We start from the raw sequence: 17,805 nt of genomic DNA, 5'->3' as shown, positions 1-17,805 counted from the left end.
AGGAGTATGCTCATGGACTTGTCAGCATTGACAGCCATTTCCCCTATCGATGGTCGATATGGAGATAAAACAAGTACATTACGTTCAATCTTTAGCGAGTTCGGTCTAATTAAAGCCCGGGTGCAAGTCGAAGTTCGCTGGTTACAAAAACTAAGTACATGTGAGCAAATACCTGAAGTTGCGCTCTTCTCTGATGGCGCAAATGCTTTCCTAGAAACCTTGCTCAATGAATTTGGTGAAAGTGATGCGCAACGCATAAAAGATATCGAGCGCACCACCAACCACGATGTTAAAGCGGTCGAATATTTCCTTAAGGAAAAAGTCGCTGACAATGCGGAGCTCAATGCCGCATCTGAGTTTATTCACTTCGCTTGTACCTCAGAAGACATTAACAACCTTTCACACGCCTTAATGCTAACCGAAGCTCGTGATACGGTGTTACTACCAATGCTCAATAAACTGAGTGATTCAATTCGCGGGCTCGCTATTGAATACAAAGCAATTCCTTTGTTATCACGCACCCATGGTCAACCGGCTTCACCTTCAACTGTTGGTAAAGAGTTTGCCAATGTTGTTGCTCGTTTGGATCGTCAGATCACACAGATCACCAAGGTTGAAATTTTAGGTAAAATTAACGGCGCCGTGGGTAACTACAATGCCCACCTAAGTGCTTATCCAGATATCGATTGGCATGCATTTTCAGAAGAATTTGTAAGCTCTCTCGGGATCATATGGAATCCTTATACAACACAGATTGAGCCACATGATTACATCGCTGAGTTGTTTGATGCTATCGCTCGCTTCAACACCATCTTAATCGACTTCGACAGAGATATTTGGGGCTACATCGCGCTTGGCCACTTCAAGCAAAAAACCATCGCCGGTGAAATTGGCTCGTCCACCATGCCACATAAAGTGAACCCAATTGACTTCGAAAACTCCGAAGGTAACTTAGGATTAGCCAACGCTGTGTTTGGCCACCTTTCAGCCAAACTACCTGTCTCTCGCTGGCAACGTGATCTAACCGATTCTACAGTGTTACGTAACCTCGGTGTGGCAATGGGTTATTCGTTAATTGCATACCATGCAAGTCTAAAAGGCATTTCAAAGCTTGAAGTTAACGAAGCTAATCTACGCAAAGATCTAGACCAAAACTGGGAAGTACTAGCCGAACCTGTACAAACCGTTATGCGTCGCTATGGTATAGAAAAGCCATATGAAAAACTTAAAGAGTTAACCCGTGGTAAACGCGTTGACGCACAAGCAATGCAAGCCTTCATTGATAACTTGGATATGCCAGAAGAAGCTAAGCAAGAACTACGTAAGCTAACTCCAGCTAATTACATCGGACAAGCCGTTGAGTTAGTCGAAAAACTATAGTCAGTAATTGCGTAAAACAAAAGGCTGCTCAATGAGCAGCCTTTTTTGTATCTAACACTGGCAGTTATTTGTCGGCACGGCCCATAAATTTTGCATCGGCTGTGTTCACTTTAATTTTGTCGCCAGTTGCAATGTACTCAGGAACTTGAACGCTTAGACCGGTACTCATTATTGCAGGTTTAGTACGAGCGCTAGCTGAAGCACCTTTGATAGACGGGTCTGTTTCGGTAATGACTAACTCGACAGATGAGGGTAGCTCAATAGCAACAGGAGCTCCGTCAACCAATACAACTTGAATACCTTGAGTTTGCTCGTCGATGTAGCGAAGTTCGTCTGCTATAGGCTCTTGGTTGAAGTTATACGGGGTATAATCTTCGTTATCCATAAACACATATTCTTCTCCATCGATATAGGAAAACATAGCGTTTCGTCGACTTAAATCCGCCAGCGTGAGCATTTCATCAGCTTTAAAGCTCTCATCAACTTTAAGACCCGTTACGACATCATACAAACGCATGCGATAGAGGCTAGCTCCCGCACGACCACTAGGGGTCAGTTTGCTAATCTCTTTAACCATAAATACTTTGTCGTTATGAACCAGTGCTGCGTTCTTTTTGACTTCACTTGCCTTTGGCATCGCTTCCAATCCTCTAAAATGGTGTGGGCAGAAAATACCATTTACCCTAGTTTTCGCAAGTTTTTAGACAAATTTTACGACACTGGCTTGAGATTTTGGCCATAAAGTAGTCAAGTCGTTAAATTGCTTTCACAATTGAGTAATCCGTATCGTATATCGGCTATAAAAATCACGACAAGTTGATACACTACAACGCTATCGCGAAGAATGGATTTCTCATGGCTAGTTTTTCACAAGTCTTAGGCTTAAAAAAGGATATTAGTGTCGAGCTTGCGCGCAAGCGCTATAAAGCATTGGCCAATCGTTGTCACCCAGATAAAGGGGGTAGTGATGCACTAATGAATCTCGTCAAAATCAGCTATCAACAAGTAAAAAGTGGAAACGGCGACAAACTAGCATTTTTCAGCGATCCCAATCAGCTTGGCCAGATAGAAGAAAAACAACGTCAGCTACAGCGCGGTAAAGCCCAACTGATCCGTCAAAACCAATTACTAAAAAAACAAGCTACTCTGGAAATAATTGAAACAAAATCCAGCAATCAATCAAGTTCGCGTTTTTTAACTTTGTTGATTGCAGTGTTACTGTGTTGTATCACCTTCGTGGCAAGCTTCTATGCCTTGCGATTGCAAAATCAAAACCAACTAATTTTGGCTGATAAAAATGTGCTACAACAACAATTAGATAAACAACTAGCTGTAAACGTCCAACAAATTGCTATTGATGACTTACAGCAACAAAAAATAGCGCTTAGCGATCAACAAAGCGCCAGTCTTGAAGAACAAATATGGGCGCTTAAACAAAGTCTCCGCCTTTCACAAGCCCGCGAACAATATGCGCAAGCAGATCAAAGGCAACAAGCAGAATTGCTAACCCTACTCGCTTCCAAATCTGGAATCATTGATCAATTTCCGCAGTTAAGTAGCTATGCCCCAATTAGCGCTATCCCACTTGAGCCTGTAGTTCCTGTCGTTGAAAATGCTACAGTCGAAAAAGAAGAGACCAATGAATCAATTACAGAATAAACAGCGACTACTGTTATCAATGGCATTTTTAATGCCATTTAGCTTTTCCATTTGGATGGTATTGATAAACAATTTCACCATTGAGGTAGCACAGTTTAATGGGCAACAAATAGGTATTTTACAAAGCTTACGTGAAATACCAGGATTTCTAGCTTTTACTGCTGTGTATATTCTTTTAGTTCTTAACGAACAACGCTTTGCACTTATTAGTTTGTTTGTACTCGGCTTCGGTATTGCGATCACGGGATACTTCCCTAGTGCATATGGTCTTTATTTTACGACTGTAATAATGTCGATCGGGTTTCATTATTTTGAGACGTGCAATCAATCGCTAACTTTACAATGGATCCCTGCTAGTCAAACTGCAGGGTTTATGGGCAAAGCTTTAGCAGTTAAAGGCGGGGCTTCTGTTATCGCCTATGGCTTGCTGTGGTTGTTACTCGAGTTTTACCATATCGAATACAAGTACCTGTATCTCGTTTTTGGCTCGATTGCGATGTTTGCTGTGCTGTATTTTGCATGGCGCTATCCCCTGTTCACGACCGAACATGCTCAGCATAAGCACCTCGTATTAAGACCTCGCTATGCATTATTCTATTTATTAACATTTTTCAGTGGTGCTCGACGCCAAATTTTTGTAGTTTTTGCTGGCTTCTTAATGGTGGAACGATTTGACTATTCAGCATCAAATATCGCTTTATTATTTCTAGTTAACCAAGTTTTCAATATGCTGTTCGCTAGCGCGATTGGGCGCTGGGTTGGTCGTATCGGCGAACGCAAAGCTTTGTGTATCGAATACATAGGGCTGATCATCGTATTCTCAGGTTATGCAGTTGTAGACTCTGCTGTTGCTGCAGCGGTACTCTACGTTGTAGACCATTTGTTTTTCGCTCTGGCGATTGCGGTCAAAACTTACTTTCAAAAAATCGCAGATCCTAAGGACATTGCATCTACAGCTGGGGTAAGTTTTACTATCAACCATATTGCAGCGGTGGTATTACCCGGATTGCTGGGCATGCTTTGGTTGGTTCAGCCTAGTTTGGTCTTTTGGATAGGCGCTCTTATTGCGCTATGCTCATTACTGTGTAGCTTATTGATTCCGGCGATTCCGAAACCTGGAAAAGAATGGCTGTTATTTAAAACAGCATAAAAAAAGGCCTGTAACATATAGAGACAGGCCTTACTAACGCTGGTTCATTTTAGTCTCCTTTTCATTCGCATCTCAAAACGGCATGCGCGCTGATAAGGGTCATAATCGAACACTAAGCTAAGTCGACGGCAGCAAGTACCTTGCTGTTGCGACAAAGCCATTAACGATGCAAATCTTCAGTGGGTTCATCATTTGCGTTCTTCAAATAATACATCGTTGCCAAACTTCCAAAATAATCAAACATAGTGCGTCCTCATAAAATTCAATAACGTGACACAGGTCACATTTAGAATATTAGTGTGATGCAGATCACATTGCAAGTTGAATTAAGGTAATTCGCTACATAAAGCCAAATTCGCGTTATATTACTAAAGCCAGACGCTTATATAGCAGTATATAATTGCGAAACCCTTTTCAAAGCTCACAAAAAGTTGATTATTTGTTGCAGTTATATTTCAGTCTTAGTGGTGTTCATGTCCACCAGCGCCATGCGCGTGTCCGTGAGCAACTTCGTCGTCACTGGCCACGCGTACATCAGTAATTTCTACATCGAAGCGTACTGGTTCACCAGCTAATGGATGATTGGTATCAATATCTACCATTTTAAGTCCTGACTTGATAACCGTCACTTGGATTTGCCCTTCAGGTGAATCCCAAACAACATCTTGACCAGGACTGAGCTTCGTTTTTGGGAATATTTTATTGCGGGAAACCCGTTGTGCCGAGTCAGCCTTACGTTCTCCAAATCCTTCTTCAGCGCTTAAATCTAAGCTGTAGCTATCGCCCTTAGACTTTTCAAGAAACGATTTAGCTAAGCCTGGCAACATGCCGTGTTGACCGACAAGGTATAGTAAAGGCTGCTCACCACTCTCATCAACCAACTCTCCTGCTTGGTTAAAAAGTTTAAATCGGAAAGATACTACAGTTTTGTCTTGTACTTGCATAAACGTGTCCTTGAAATAAAATTAGAAGTTCAAATCAATAAAAGGCTTACAGCCAATAATTTGTGAAGTAGTCTAGCATTAAATTAGTTTTCAGAGGATGCGTATGATTCGTCTAACTTTAATTGGCGCCAGTGGTTTAACCGGAAAAGCTGTGCTCGCGTTGTTATTGGCAAATCCACAAGTAGAACAGGTTATTGCTCCTACGCGCAAAGCGCTGCCTGAGCACGCAAAGCTTCTACAAATTAGTTTCGATGAGTATTTGCACCAAGAGCCTAAGCAGGCAAACTCTAGCCATGTTATTTGCTGTTTCGGTACTACACTGAAACAAGCGGGTAGCAAAGCTAACTTTGTGAAAATTGAACGTGATTTATGTTTACAGTTATGTGCTCGAGCACTACATTTTGGTGCAAAGAAACTCAGCTATGTTTCGTCCATGGGGACAAGTCACAAGGCATTGAGTTTGTATTCTCGTACCAAAGCGGAAATAGAAACTAGCTTATCGCAACTAGAACTTGAGCAACTGGTGATCATTAGACCTTCACTTTTATCTGGTAGCCGGTCTGCAGACAAGCGCCCACTAGAGTACATAGCGATTAAGCTCAGCTCGATGTTGAAATTTATCATCCCTGCGTCTATGCGCCCCACTGAGATTGAAAACTTAGCAAAGGCTTTAGTTAACGCTACGCTAAGCTCTGACCAATCTAACCTACTAGTCCAAGGTAGCGATCAAATTAACCGTTTTGCTCGAAATTAGAACGCTCAACGTCGTCGTTTGCGAATGGCAAAGTGTGAGCAAACTTAAGCACCTCACTCTCAAACGCTAACAAACTGCTTACACATTAAGTAAGCCTAGGGCTTTGAAGTGAACAGACAGCGTCGCCCCAAACTAAGCTAATCCCCTTTTCTAACTAAGCGTTGACTTTACACGGTATCGTTATACACTTTACTAATTAGTATCGTGTAAAACGTTGCGCCCTACTCGTTACCATTAACTTAACTAACAGTGACTAAGGCAACATCATGAATCCATTTAGCTTTGACAAAGTATCTGACACCGACCAGTTTTGTGGTCGTAGCGAGGAATTGGCAAGGCTTGTAGACCTTATGAGCAATCAAGCCAATGTCATGCTTTATGGGGATCGACGTTACGGTAAAACAAGCCTAATCTTAAAAGCCTTCGCTGAAGCACCTAGTTCAATACTTCCAATATATGTGGACTTATATTCGATAGTTGATGAAATGGATTTTGCCAGAGAATTATATGTAGCCGTTGAAAAGGCAACGCCAAGCACCCTACGCTCTCAGACGTCAAAGTTATTGGATATTTTATCTCGAGTAAAAGGAGTTGAGTTTCAACCAACCCGTTCAGGAGACAGTTTTGCTTTTAAGCCTAGTATTGAGATCAAAGATTTTGACAAGTTACTCACCTCTGCGATTGGTCTTATAGAAGACTACTGTCAGCATAGCCACTGTAGTCATGCGGTTATTGCTTTTGATGAGTTTCAGCAGATCAAAGGTATAAAAAAGATAAAAATTGATGCCAAGTTACGCACCATTTCTCAATCAAACCGCAAGCTAAGTTTTATCTTTAGTGGCTCTAAAAAAAGTATTCTTCGCAATCTATTAAACAAGGAAAGCCAACCCTGGCACGGTATGACAACACCGATGTCGATCAAAGGTGTGGAGATCAGCGCTATTAAAGCTTTCTGCGAAGATAAACTAAGCACACATTTTCAAGAGCAAGCTTTTGAATCCTTGTATCACAGTGTTCGCGGTCAAACTCGACTTTTACTACAATGTTGTTATCGTTTTTACGCTGAGCAAACAGTCAAACCATCAAAGGAAGATTGTGAGCGAGTTCTAGCAAACTTAGTCACCGCTTACGATGACGAGTTTAGAGATAAGTTTATTAGTTATCCGCCTCGACTTAAAAAGGCGTTAAAGGCTATCGCCTACGCTAACGGAGAAAGCGTATTCTCTCAGCTTAATTTAGATCGTGTAAATTTGACTAAGCAAGCATTAAATCAATCAATCACTGCTTTGGAGCGATTAGATGATGTTTCAAAAGTAGATACAGGATCGTATCAAATCAACAATATTTTATTTAGCTTATGGCTTGAACGAACCCGTTAGTTAAAATCTAAGGTCTTTGCTGAACAAGGTTTAATCATGGACGGTTTCTATTATTTAGGCCAGTTAACGTTTAGAAACACCAATGCTTAAATCATCACACCACCGCAGATAAACCTGCGAGAGCGAGGCATCACAATGACAACTTCCAACTGCACAGCCCTCTGTTTTTTCAATATTTAGCTTCCCTCGTTTCACCCAACTGTTAAGCATTGCCATACTTGCATCTTCGCTCATTGCGAAATGGACACTTAAATCATGCAAGCTGCAGCCAGGGTTATTCTGAATGTACTGCTTAAGCGCTTGCAAGATCATAGCTACGTCTCGAATAAATTTTTAGAGCAATGATCACGCTAAGTGTCATACCAATGACCACAGCGCTGATCAAACTTGCTTGCAAAGGCTGAGTGTTAATTTGGCTAAGTTGATAAAATAAAACGGCACTCGCGTACGCCAATCCAGTGCTCCATAGTGCAATGAAGCTTGCCCATGGACGTCCATGCTCCTTGACTAAAGCCCCCATAGCTGCAGCGCATGGTAAATACATTAGAATAAAGAGCAGGTACGAGAAAGCTGAGGCTTGAGTAAATGAAGACTGTAATCGTGTTAAGGTGCTTTCTTCAACTTCGTTGATTGTTGCAGCTTCAGAACTTGTATCTGCAACATCTACAGCAATACCTAATGGATCTGAAAAGTCCATATCGAAGGTGTTTTCAACGATTGATTCAATGGCTTCTTGGGAACGCCCCAAATAGGTCCATTCTTCATGCTCATCAACACTAGGTGAATAAAGCGAATTTAGCGTTCCTACGACCGCTTCTTTAGCAAATATGCCTGTAACGATGCCAACCGTTGCTTGCCAGTTGTCGTTTTCTATACCCATCGGACTAAAAAGCGGAGTTACCAATTGACTAGCTTGACTAAGAATTGAATTACTATTGTCTGATTTGAGGCCCTCAGATTGAAAACTTATGTTGTTAAGAATACTAAGGATAGCGACGACTACCACAATAGTTTTACCCGCCCCAAAGATGAAACCTTTTACTTTTTGATAGGTCAATATCATTACGTTTTTGAGTCTTGGGATCTGCCAATCCGGGAGCTCGAGAATCGAATCCTGAGTTTTACCTGGCAGTAGCGTATGCTTTAACACCATCCCGGTGAATACCGCAGCTAAAATACCAACCACATATAAAATGAAGACTAAATTCTGGCCTGATTGCGGAAAGAAGGCGGCAGCAAACAGCGCATAGACGGGTAAGCGAGCACCACATGACATGAATGGGCTCATCGCCGACGTTAGCTTGCGTTCGCGTTGCTTGTCTAGCACTCGAGTCGCCATGATTGCTGGAACCGTGCAACCAAATCCCATCAACATAGGAACAAATGCTTTACCTGGCAACCCTAATTTTTGCATTAATCGGTCAACAACAAATGCCGCACGCGCTAAATAGCCGGAACTTTCCATCAACGCTAAATACAAATACAAAAACAAAATAACTGGAATAAATGTGGCTACCGTTTGTATCCCACTACCAAACCCATCACTTAGAACAACTTGAGTCCACTGCGGTAAACCTATGCTATCGCCTAGCTCACGCACGCCATCAACAAATATTGTCCCAGCAGCAATATCAAAGAAATCGATAAATATTGCACCTCCGTTGATCGCGAACATAAACATCGCGTACATCATTGCGAAAAACAGTGGAATTCCAAGCCATTTGTTAAGAAAAATCGTATCGAGACGTTCACTTAAATCGTGGGCTAATTGGCCTTTCTTGCGCACACATGCCTGAGTGATCGTATAAATAAAACTATAACGACAGTCTGCAATTTCTAGGTCAAATTGATCCTGTTTTTGCGGGCTTAAACTCGTTTGCAGTTGCTGGCGTTGCTGTGGGCTTAAATCTGCGAGCGCAGTGGACTCACCATCAATCAACGCCAAACATCGTGCTCGTATGTCTTGGACTTGCGCTATTGTTGACCATTGTTGAATAAACGCTTCGACATCTGCACTGTAATCAATATGTAAGCATTCAATATTGGCGCGAGATACATGGTCAACTAAGCCATGTTTAAAATCTGCAACTTGCAGTGGGTCTGTGGCACTAATGGCTGCAACCTCAACACCAAGCGGAACTCCAAGTTGTTTAAGTTTTATATCGAGTAAGCTAACTTTTGCAGAATCCATTTTGTTGAGAACCAATAACACCGGTAAACCTAACTCGCGTAGCTGTAGCGTTAAATAAAGACTACGTTCGATAGTCGCGGCATCTACAACATTTATCACTAGGTCAATGTTGCCTTGACGAAGGTAATCCGCCGCAACCTGCTCATCAACGGACCCTTCTTGCTCTTGCGGATGAAGATTGTAGATACCCGGTAAGTCAACGAGTTCACACTGGGTATGATTAACATTAATCGTGGCAGACTTTTTATCAACCGTAACGCCACTAAAGTTACCGACGCGCTGTCGACTTCCGCTGAGGGCATTAAATAGTGTGGTTTTGCCAGAATTTGGATTACCAACGGTAACAATACGCATCATAGAGTTTTTACCTCGATCATCGCCGCTAAACTTTTTTGAATAGCGATATTACTACCCTCACTTCGGATTTGCATTGGATCGCCAAGCGGTGCACTGCGAATGTATTGAATTTGGCTATCAGGTAATAATCCTATCGATAGTAATTTTTTTCTAACTCCCCTATCCACAGCCTGATAGGCGACGATTATTGCACGCTGTCCGGGTTGAAGTTGATCGAGGGTCACGCAGGGCTCTTAAAATTTAATGGTAATCATTGTCATTTAGAATATCCCTATACATAATTGCGATGTTGATTTGTATCAATCTTTTCTACGACAGAAGCCTTTTGCATGCGCTACAATGCTCCAAAATTGAACGGAGACTCACCGATGTCATTACGCGACCAACTATCCCAACTCGTTTATTCAACTGATCAGGGCCGTATCGAAACTGAAAAGCAACCAACTGCAACACCCAGTAGCGATGGATTCGTAAAAATGAGACGCGAGACAAAGGGCCGTAAGGGTAAAGGCGTAACTTGCCTCGAAGGATTTGGCCTCGATACCAAAGAACTGGCAACCCTAGCAAAAGCCATGAAAAAACGCTGCGGCGTTGGCGGCAGCGTTAAAGGCTTTGTCGTAGAGATTCAAGGCGACCAACGCGATACCTTGCAAGACTGGTTACAAGAACAAGGCTACAAGGTAAAGCGAGTCGGCGGTTAAACGCCGTTAATCAATAAGTGAGCCCCTATGGACGCAATGTACCCTAAGGCAATAACTGGCGTCCAACGCAAATGGCTCATAAAGGTATAGTGTCCATGCGCTTGTCCCATAAGCGCAACACCTGCAGCTGACCCAATCGACAATAACGAGCCACCAACTCCCGCGGTCAAAGTAACTAACAACCATTGGCCGTGAGACATAACAGGCTCCATTGTTAGCACTGCAAACATCACTGGGATGTTATCAACGATAGCGCTGAGTATTCCAACCGCAATGTTGGCATAGGTGACATCCCATTGGGTATACATAACGTTTGAAACGAGTTCTAAATATCCAATAAAGCCTAAACCACCAACGCACATCACAACCCCGTAGAAGAACAACAAGGTATCCCACTCCGCACGCGCCACACGGTTAAATACATCAAATGGTACAATACTACCTAGCGAGCGTAGTCTAGATTCATCATGCGCGGCCATTGCTTGTGCACGTTTCTTTGCGAGACTTGTTGGCAGGGTTTTACGCAAGAAAAATCCGAATACTTGTAGATAACCTAGGCCAGTCATCATGCCCATTACTGGTGGAAGATGGAAATAACTATGGGCAATAACGGCCGTAGCAACGGTGAGCAAGAACAGAGCTACAATGCGTCTCGCACCGCGCTTTAACTCTACTTTTTCATTGTTAGCATCCATCACCTCTGCCGAGACGAAACGACTCATAATTAAGGCTGGAATCACAAAATTCACAATCGATGGAATAAATAGAGCAAAGAACTCTTTGAATTCCACCATACCTTTTTGCCAAACCATCAAGGTTGTAATGTCACCGAAAGGACTAAACGCTCCCCCCGCGTTGGCGGCAATTACAATATTGATACAAGCTAAACTGATGAGCTTGCTGTTACCGTGTGCAACTTTCATAACCACTGCGCACATCAGTAATGCTGTGGTCAAGTTGTCCGCTATTGGCGAGATAAAAAAGGCTAAAATGCCTGTTAGCCAAAACAATTGACGATAGGTTAGCTGACGACTGACTAACCAAGAACGCAAGCCATCGAATAAGCGCCGCTCTTCCATCGCATTGATATATGTCATTGCTACTAATAAGAAAAGCATTAGCTCAGCAAATTCTAGCAGGTTGTGACGAAATGCATCAGTGACTAAAGGTGCTTGATCAGTACCATGATAATAGCCGGCAATCATAAACCAGATTATCCCTGCAGCAATCAGGACCGGTTTTGATTTACGCAGTTTGATAACTTCTTCGAGCATTACCAACATATACGCTAAAGTAAACACAACAATGCTAAGTGTACCGACCCAGGTATCGGTTAGGTCTTTGGCTGACTCCGATGCTAAAACAGGCAAGGCAACGACACTTAGTAAACACAGCAAGGCCAAACGCATTAATTACTCTCCTTGTAAAAATTTATCGCTATATGATAAATATTTGTTAAATTCTAATAAACATTAACAAATTGATATGAAATTTCTGTATTCATTATCAAGGCAAGACAAAATACATCCAAGCTACAAATGAATAAAATATTCGCCCATGACTTAAGACTTCTATTAAACATGAACAAGATCACATTTCCATTGCTATACGTTAAACGCTAAAATCGACACTGATTGAAAATTAGGATAAACAAGTGACTGATATTTTTGCTCAGCAAGTACAAGAACAATTCAGCCTGTTCCGTCACACCAAAGCTGCAGAGATCTACCTTGATAACGCGGCTTCTACTCAAGTACCCGATAGCGTACTTAATTGTGTACTGAACCATTATCAAAGTGGTCACGGAAACGTACATCGTGCCAGCCATAGTTTTGCTAGAAATTCGACATTGCGATTTGAGTCAGCGCGTGACGTTGTAGCAGATTGGATTAATGCCCAACAGCGCGAGAACATCATTTGGACTAGCGGTACAACCGATGCCATTAACCTTATCGCGGATGGCCTGGCTCACACCATCAATGCAGGCGACGAAATCCTAGTCTCCACCCTGGATCATCATTCGAACTTGGTTCCTTGGCAAATGCTAGCTAAACGCTGCAATGCCCACTTGCGCGAAATTCCAATCTTGGCTAACGGAGATTTAGACCTAGAGCATTTTAGCGCCATGCTAAACCCCAAGGTTAAAATTGTAGCGCTGCCCCATGTAGCCAATACTATCGGTTGTGTATTACCAATAGCTCAAATTACCCGTCTTTGCCACGACGTTAACGCACTATGCATCGTAGACGGTGCGCAAGCGATAGCGCACCAACCCATTGATGTGCAGCGCTTGGGCTGCGATTTTTATGTTTTTTCGGGGCACAAAATGTACGCACCTACAGGCATAGGTGTCTTATATGGCAAAACTACCGCACTTGAGCTGCTAAAACCAAGTCGTTTTGGTGGAGAAATGATAAGCAAGGTGAGTTTTGATAGCTCAAGTTGGAATGTTCTGCCCTACCGATTGGAAGCAGGCACGCCCAATATCGTTGGAGCAATAGCCATTGCAGCTGCCATACGGTTTATCGAACAATGGCCAGTCAAACAGCGTTTAGCTCACGAGCAAGATCTTTTACACTATGCAATTAAGCGGCTTACACAACATCCACTGGTTGAGATACTAGCGTCACCAACACTGCATAGCTCAGCTATCGCGTTTAATCTCAAGAATATTCACCCACAAGATGCGGCAGTCCTATTTGATCAGCAAGATCTCGCACTGAGAGCTGGAAGCCATTGCGCGTCGCCCTTAACCCAGCAACTTAGCCCACAAGGCATGCTTCGAATATCGTTTGCTTTGTACAATCAGCTTAGCGACATAGACACGTTAATGACTGCCATTGATATGATTGAGGATCTTTACGCTTAATGCTAAGTAACCAACTATCTCAAATACCAAATCTAGAATCTCGGATTAGCGATCTGCTCAGTCCAAACTTAGTTTGGAACGAACGCTATCGGCAACTACTCATGCTAGGTAAATCTTTACCTAGCATTGATATAAACCTTAAAACCGAAGACCAACGTGTTCAAGGTTGTGAAAGCGATCTTTGGTTAGTTACAACGAAGCAAACAATCGAAATAGATAGCAATGCGCGCATCATTCGTGGCCTTGCCGTTTTAGTGCTTCATGCAATTAACAACTGTTCAGATTTAGAACAAGCACAGCACTACTTTGAACAATCCGTTAGCCAAGCGGGTTTAAGCCAACATTTAGCCCAATCACGCAGTAACGGAATTACAAGCCTATGGAAGGCGATTCATAGCGCACATAATGCAAACCAAGGCGGATGATTGCTTACGTGCTACTGTTTTGCGCAAAACTAGCAAGAAATACCTCAGCAACACTTCGTATAATAACTAGCATCAAGTGTTGTTGCTGCTTTTGCTAGCTTCTATTACTATGAGAGCTTGATTTTGCGGTCGTCGACCACGGCAATAAGCTAATACGGCGCTTAATCAACAACAAGGACTATAAACAGAAACGCACACTGATGCGTCTAATAGGGTGTAAACACAAACATGAAAAAAACAATGTACGAGAAAATCTGGGATTCTCACTTGGTTCACGAGCCGCAAGCTAGCACCCCGATCCTGTACGTCGATCGTCACTTGATGCACGAAGTTACCAGCCCTCAGGCATTCGAAGGTCTGCGAATTGCCAATCGTAGCGTTCGCAATCCACATAGTATTCTCGCGACCATGGATCACTGCGTGCCGACCAAAGCCGCAGACCGTATTAACTTACCCGACCCTATTGGTAAGAAACAAATTGAAGTAATGGCAAGTAACTGTGAAGACAATGCCATCAACTTATACGATATGAAAAGCCCAAATAATGGTGTGATCCATATCGTCGTACCGGAGCATGGATTTGTTCATCCGGGCATGGTTGTCTGTTGTGGCGATAGCCATACGGCTACTCACGGTGCATTTGGTGCTCTAGCTTTCGGTATTGGTACTTCGGAAGTCGAACACATTATGGCGACCCAAACGATTCAACAGCAAAAGTCTAAAACGATGCTGGTTGAAGTCACCGGTTCTTTAAAACCTTTTGTTACCGCAAAAGATATCGTGCTAGCCATCATCGGTAAAATTGGAACTGCCGGCGGTACCGGACATGTCATTGAGTTTGCAGGACAAGCAATTCGCGAGTTAAGCATGGAAGGTCGAATGACCGTCTGTAATATGGCGATTGAAGGAGGCGCGCGTGCAGGCTTAATTGCACCGGATCAAAAGACAATCGATTTCCTTCGCGGCAAAGAATTTGCGCCTAAAGGTGAGTACTGGGATCAAGCAGTTGATTATTGGAATTCTCTTGCCAGTGATGAAGGTGCTCAATTTGATACCGTTGTGACGCTAGACGCTGCTGATATTGCGCCTCAAGTAACTTGGGGTACATCACCAGAACAAGTATTAGCGGTTAATCAAAGCTTACCAACCCCAAGCACTATGGAAGATTCAATTAAAGCCTTGGCTGCCAAAAGCGCACTTGACTATATGGGTCTTGAGGCGGGTACCAAGATGACGGATGTACCTGTCGATGTTGTGTTTGTAGGGTCTTGTACTAATGGACGCATAGAAGATTTTCGTGCACTTGCTCATGTTAGCAAAGGTAAAAAAGTTGCTAACGGTGTCCAAGCAATTGCGGTTCCTGGCAGTTATCCAGTCAAGCAAATGGCTGAACAAGAAGGCCTAGACAAAATACTTACCGACGCGGGTTGGGAATGGCGTGAGCCTGGTTGTTCTATGTGTTTAGCGATGAATGGCGATTACCTTAAGCCAGGTCAGCGCTGTGCTTCAACCTCTAATCGAAACTTTGAAGGACGCCAAGGCAAAGGCGGTCGTACTCATTTAGTATCTCCAGCAATGGCCGGTGCTGCAGCAATAGCTGGTAAATTCGTCGATTTACGCGACTGGGATTAATAGGGAAATTTTCATGCAAGCTTATACAAAACACAGTTCCATCGCCGCAGTAATGAACCGCGCCAATGTCGATACCGATCAAATTATCCCAAAACAATTTTTGAAGAAAGTTGAACGTACCGGTTTCGGCGCTCATCTTTTCCATGATTGGCGTTTTTTAGAAGATGGTAGCGATAATCCAGATTTTGAATTAAATCGTCCTGAATTTAAGGGTGCAAAAATTTTAATCGCTGGTGACAATTTTGGTTGTGGTAGCTCACGCGAACACGCTCCATGGTCTATCGCTGATTATGGTTTCAACACCATTATTTCTACCAGCTATGCCGATATCTTTTTTAGCAACTGTTTTAAAAACGGCATGCTTCCTATCCGTGTAGATGCGCCAACGCTAAAAGCGCTCATGGACGAAGTTGAAGCTAGTCCAGGTATTGAAATCACTATCGATCTAGAATCTCAAAAGATTACCACCCCTGCTGGCTTATCCATTGATTTTGAAGTTGATGCTTTTCGTAAAGAAACCCTTTTACAGGGTCTAGATGATATAGCGTGGACCTTGACTCATGAGCAAAAAATCACAGATTTTGAAACGCAAAACAAGAAGCAGCTACCTTGGCTGTGGCCTAGTGCGTAAGTAAAATAGTAGGTACAAGCAAAGCACCGCATGTCGGTGCTTTTATGTCCCTAGGCCCTTATAAACACAATCTGCTTTAATCTGCGAACCAACAAGGATTTACAAATGAGTACAGCGCCACGTATTCAAATCATGGACACTACTCTACGAGATGGAGAGCAAACCCATGGAGTTAGTTTCTCACCTTTAGAAAAAGTAAGCTTAGGCAAAGCCCTACTACAATCTTTGCGGGTTGACCGAATTGAGGTTGCATCTGCGCGTATCTCTAAAGGTGAACAAATAGCAGTGCAGCAACTTTGCAGCTGGGCTAAACGCGAAGGCCATTTGCACGCCATCGAAATCCTGGGCTTTGTCGACCAACACCGAAGCGTAGACTGGATTGTTGAATCCGGTGCTAAAGTGATTAACCTGCTTACCAAAGGTAGTGCTAAGCATTGTAAACAGCAACTTGGTAAAACCTTAGCTGAACACTTAAACGACATTCGCGAAACCATTTACTATGCGCATCAACAAGGCCTAAGCGTCAACGTATACCTAGAAGATTGGTCTAACGGATACCAAGACAGTCCAGAGTACGTTTACGAGTTACTAGAAGCCATGCGTAGCCTAAATATAGATCACTTTATGCTGCCTGATACCCTGGGGGTGATGGCGCCATGGGAAGTTCACGCAAGCCTTAGTGATATGATGTCTCGTTTTCCTGAGCTTTGTTTTGATTTTCATCCTCACAATGACTACGGCCTTGCGACTGCCAACAGCATATCAGCTGTTCAAGCTGGTATCACCAACTTGCATTGCACCATAAATTGCCTTGGTGAGCGTGCCGGAAATGCCTCTTTAGCCGAAGTGTCAGTTGTGCTCAAAGACAAGCTTAACTGTCAGCTCAATATCGACGAAAGCGAAATTCACAATGTGTCAAAGTTAGTTGAAAACTTTTCGGGTAAACGTATCAGCGCAAATACACCCATTGTTGGTGCCGACGTGTTTACTCAAACAGCCGGTATCCATGCCGATGGTGACCAAAAAGGTGGCTTGTACCACACGGTGTTAAGCCCTGAGCGCTTTGACAGGAAACGTAGCTACGCGCTGGGTAAGATGTCTGGCAAAGCCTCCGTTCTAAAAAATCTTGAAGCACTAGATATTGAACTGAGCGAAGAACATCAAAAACGTTTGTTAAAACACGTCGTTAAGCTTGGGGATATGAAACAAAACATCACCCCTGAAGACCTGCCATTTATCATCGCTGACTTGTTAGAAAGTAAAGAACACTCGCATATTGAGTTGTTGAATTGTTCAATTACCAGTGGTCTCGATTTGGAATCTTCAGCTAATTTGCGTCTGCGTATTGGTGACGATGTATTGAAGTCCTCGGGTTATGGTAATGGTGGCTTTGACGCCTTTATGCACGCGATTAGACGTCCTTTGTTAGAACGCGATATTGAACTACCGAAATTATCTGATTACGAAGTTAGGATCCCTCCGGGGGGACAAACCAGTGCTTTAACCGAATGTTTTATTACCTGGCAATTGGATGATCAGGCACCGTTTCGCAGTCGTGGGGTGAGCTCTAACCAAGTGTTTGCTGCCATTAATGCAACCATGCGTATGCTTAATGTTCAAATATCTCCCAACGCCTAAACACTATAAACCTAAAAAGAATGAGCCCGGCTCATTCTTTTTGTTAGCACTTACCCAATGCGAAACTAGCATTAACTTGCCTAAACGCTTGAAAA

The 17,805-nt window shown here is 43.0% G+C and carries 17 protein-coding genes; 11 read left to right on the top strand and 6 right to left on the bottom strand.

Annotation, left to right across the window (positions count from 1 at the left end):
• Positions 1 to 12: 12 nt before the first annotated feature.
• Complete coding sequence (purB, locus tag DBZ36_RS05115; RefSeq protein ID WP_120353847.1) at positions 13 to 1,380, top strand: adenylosuccinate lyase; 1,368 nt, start codon at positions 13 to 15, stop codon at positions 1,378 to 1,380.
• Positions 1,381 to 1,444: 64 nt separating this feature from the next.
• On the opposite strand, the gene efpL is transcribed toward purB, so the two are convergent.
• Entirely contained in the window at positions 1,445 to 2,017 is a 573-nt protein-coding gene (gene efpL / locus DBZ36_RS05110; protein ID WP_120353846.1) for an elongation factor P-like protein EfpL, read from the bottom strand.
• 218 nt (positions 2,018 to 2,235) lie between these two features.
• Here efpL and DBZ36_RS05105 point away from each other — a divergent pair, with 218 nt between their 5' ends.
• Both DBZ36_RS05105 and DBZ36_RS05100 read left to right on the top strand, forming a co-directional pair.
• Entirely contained in the window at positions 2,236 to 3,039 is an 804-nt protein-coding gene (locus DBZ36_RS05105; RefSeq protein ID WP_120353845.1) for a J domain-containing protein, read from the top strand.
• Positions 3,020 to 4,189 (top strand): MFS transporter, encoded by a 1,170-nt coding sequence (locus DBZ36_RS05100; protein ID WP_120353844.1) that lies wholly within the window; start codon positions 3,020 to 3,022, stop codon positions 4,187 to 4,189. The genes DBZ36_RS05105 and DBZ36_RS05100 overlap by 20 nt, the downstream gene beginning before the upstream one ends.
• A 461-nt stretch (positions 4,190 to 4,650) precedes the next feature.
• Here DBZ36_RS05100 and DBZ36_RS05095 read toward each other — a convergent pair whose 3' ends face one another.
• Entirely contained in the window at positions 4,651 to 5,133 is a 483-nt protein-coding gene (locus DBZ36_RS05095; protein WP_120353843.1) for an FKBP-type peptidyl-prolyl cis-trans isomerase, read from the bottom strand.
• Positions 5,134 to 5,236: 103 nt separating this feature from the next.
• Here DBZ36_RS05095 and DBZ36_RS05090 point away from each other — a divergent pair, with 103 nt between their 5' ends.
• Positions 5,237 to 5,887: an NAD-dependent epimerase/dehydratase family protein gene (locus DBZ36_RS05090; protein ID WP_120353842.1), complete on the top strand. Its 651-nt coding sequence runs from the start codon at positions 5,237 to 5,239 to the stop codon at positions 5,885 to 5,887.
• 266 nt (positions 5,888 to 6,153) lie between these two features.
• A complete protein-coding gene (locus tag DBZ36_RS05085) occupies positions 6,154 to 7,266 on the top strand; it encodes an AAA family ATPase (RefSeq protein ID WP_120353841.1) in 1,113 nt (370 codons plus the stop codon).
• Between the two features lie 63 nt (positions 7,267 to 7,329).
• Here DBZ36_RS05085 and DBZ36_RS05080 read toward each other — a convergent pair whose 3' ends face one another.
• Genes DBZ36_RS05080 through DBZ36_RS05070 form a run of 3 tightly spaced genes read right to left on the bottom strand, consistent with a single transcriptional unit; the run spans position 7,330 to position 10,038 of the window.
• Positions 7,330 to 7,578 (bottom strand): FeoC-like transcriptional regulator, encoded by a 249-nt coding sequence (locus DBZ36_RS05080; RefSeq protein WP_120353840.1) that lies wholly within the window; start codon positions 7,576 to 7,578, stop codon positions 7,330 to 7,332.
• Complete coding sequence (gene feoB, locus DBZ36_RS05075) at positions 7,559 to 9,814, bottom strand: Fe(2+) transporter permease subunit FeoB (protein WP_120353839.1); 2,256 nt, start codon at positions 9,812 to 9,814, stop codon at positions 7,559 to 7,561. The genes DBZ36_RS05080 and feoB overlap by 20 nt, the downstream gene beginning before the upstream one ends.
• Positions 9,811 to 10,038, bottom strand: coding sequence for a FeoA family protein (locus tag DBZ36_RS05070; RefSeq protein ID WP_120353838.1), 228 nt, complete (start codon positions 10,036 to 10,038; stop codon positions 9,811 to 9,813). Before DBZ36_RS05070 ends, feoB begins: the two co-directional genes overlap by 4 nt.
• A gap of 144 nt (positions 10,039 to 10,182) precedes the next feature.
• Here DBZ36_RS05070 and DBZ36_RS05065 point away from each other — a divergent pair, with 144 nt between their 5' ends.
• Positions 10,183 to 10,515, top strand: coding sequence for a translation initiation factor (locus tag DBZ36_RS05065; protein WP_120353837.1), 333 nt, complete (start codon positions 10,183 to 10,185; stop codon positions 10,513 to 10,515).
• Here the strand turns inward: DBZ36_RS05065 and nhaD are convergent.
• A complete protein-coding gene (gene nhaD / locus DBZ36_RS05060; protein WP_120353836.1) occupies positions 10,512 to 11,924 on the bottom strand; it encodes a sodium:proton antiporter NhaD in 1,413 nt (470 codons plus the stop codon). The two genes, DBZ36_RS05065 and nhaD, sit on opposite strands and share 4 nt — an antisense overlap.
• A 245-nt stretch (positions 11,925 to 12,169) precedes the next feature.
• On the opposite strand from nhaD, the gene DBZ36_RS05055 reads away from it, so the two are divergent.
• The 5 genes from DBZ36_RS05055 to DBZ36_RS05035 all read left to right on the top strand — a co-directional run bounded on the left by DBZ36_RS05055 (position 12,170) and on the right by DBZ36_RS05035 (position 17,710).
• Positions 12,170 to 13,384 carry an aminotransferase class V-fold PLP-dependent enzyme gene (locus DBZ36_RS05055; protein ID WP_120353835.1) on the top strand — a complete coding sequence of 405 codons (1,215 nt, stop codon included), beginning with the start codon at positions 12,170 to 12,172 and terminating at the stop codon, positions 13,382 to 13,384.
• Positions 13,384 to 13,809 carry a SufE family protein gene (locus DBZ36_RS05050; protein ID WP_120353834.1) on the top strand — a complete coding sequence of 142 codons (426 nt, stop codon included), beginning with the start codon at positions 13,384 to 13,386 and terminating at the stop codon, positions 13,807 to 13,809. Before DBZ36_RS05055 ends, DBZ36_RS05050 begins: the two co-directional genes overlap by 1 nt.
• Before the next feature lie 228 nt (positions 13,810 to 14,037).
• Positions 14,038 to 15,441, top strand: coding sequence for a 3-isopropylmalate dehydratase large subunit (gene leuC / locus DBZ36_RS05045; protein ID WP_120353833.1), 1,404 nt, complete (start codon positions 14,038 to 14,040; stop codon positions 15,439 to 15,441).
• Positions 15,442 to 15,454: 13 nt separating this feature from the next.
• Positions 15,455 to 16,072, top strand: coding sequence for a 3-isopropylmalate dehydratase small subunit (gene leuD, locus DBZ36_RS05040; RefSeq protein ID WP_120353832.1), 618 nt, complete (start codon positions 15,455 to 15,457; stop codon positions 16,070 to 16,072).
• Positions 16,073 to 16,177: 105 nt separating this feature from the next.
• The gene (locus DBZ36_RS05035; protein ID WP_120353831.1) at positions 16,178 to 17,710 is read left to right on the top strand and encodes an alpha-isopropylmalate synthase regulatory domain-containing protein; all 1,533 of its coding nucleotides are present in this window, start codon (positions 16,178 to 16,180) and stop codon (positions 17,708 to 17,710) included.
• The last annotated feature ends 95 nt before the right edge of the window (positions 17,711 to 17,805 follow it).

Origin of the sequence: Alginatibacterium sediminis, assembly GCF_003610775.1 — a bacterium.
GTDB classification, from domain to species: Bacteria; Pseudomonadota; Gammaproteobacteria; order Enterobacterales; family Celerinatantimonadaceae; genus Alginatibacterium; species Alginatibacterium sediminis.
Note: the sequence above shows the minus strand (reverse complement) of the source record. Positions and strands in the feature narration are given on the sequence as shown.

Bases quoted from the DNA above. Each gene is read 5' to 3' on its own strand.
- DBZ36_RS05085 (WP_120353841.1), top strand. From the start codon at position 6,154: ATGAATCCATTTAGCTTTGACAAAGTATCTGACACCGACCAGTTTTGT.
- nhaD (WP_120353836.1), bottom strand. From the start codon at position 11,924: ATGCGTTTGGCCTTGCTGTGTTTACTAAGTGTCGTTGCCTTGCCTGTT.
- feoB (WP_120353839.1), bottom strand. From the start codon at position 9,814: ATGATGCGTATTGTTACCGTTGGTAATCCAAATTCTGGCAAAACCACA.
- purB (WP_120353847.1), top strand. From the start codon at position 13: ATGGACTTGTCAGCATTGACAGCCATTTCCCCTATCGATGGTCGATAT.
- DBZ36_RS05065 (WP_120353837.1), top strand. From the start codon at position 10,183: ATGTCATTACGCGACCAACTATCCCAACTCGTTTATTCAACTGATCAG.
- DBZ36_RS05080 (WP_120353840.1), bottom strand. From the start codon at position 7,578: ATGATCTTGCAAGCGCTTAAGCAGTACATTCAGAATAACCCTGGCTGC.
- leuD (WP_120353832.1), top strand. From the start codon at position 15,455: ATGCAAGCTTATACAAAACACAGTTCCATCGCCGCAGTAATGAACCGC.
- DBZ36_RS05090 (WP_120353842.1), top strand. From the start codon at position 5,237: ATGATTCGTCTAACTTTAATTGGCGCCAGTGGTTTAACCGGAAAAGCT.
- DBZ36_RS05035 (WP_120353831.1), top strand. From the start codon at position 16,178: ATGAGTACAGCGCCACGTATTCAAATCATGGACACTACTCTACGAGAT.
- DBZ36_RS05050 (WP_120353834.1), top strand. From the start codon at position 13,384: ATGCTAAGTAACCAACTATCTCAAATACCAAATCTAGAATCTCGGATT.
- efpL (WP_120353846.1), bottom strand. From the start codon at position 2,017: ATGCCAAAGGCAAGTGAAGTCAAAAAGAACGCAGCACTGGTTCATAAC.
- DBZ36_RS05095 (WP_120353843.1), bottom strand. From the start codon at position 5,133: ATGCAAGTACAAGACAAAACTGTAGTATCTTTCCGATTTAAACTTTTT.
- leuC (WP_120353833.1), top strand. From the start codon at position 14,038: ATGAAAAAAACAATGTACGAGAAAATCTGGGATTCTCACTTGGTTCAC.
- DBZ36_RS05105 (WP_120353845.1), top strand. From the start codon at position 2,236: ATGGCTAGTTTTTCACAAGTCTTAGGCTTAAAAAAGGATATTAGTGTC.
- DBZ36_RS05100 (WP_120353844.1), top strand. From the start codon at position 3,020: ATGAATCAATTACAGAATAAACAGCGACTACTGTTATCAATGGCATTT.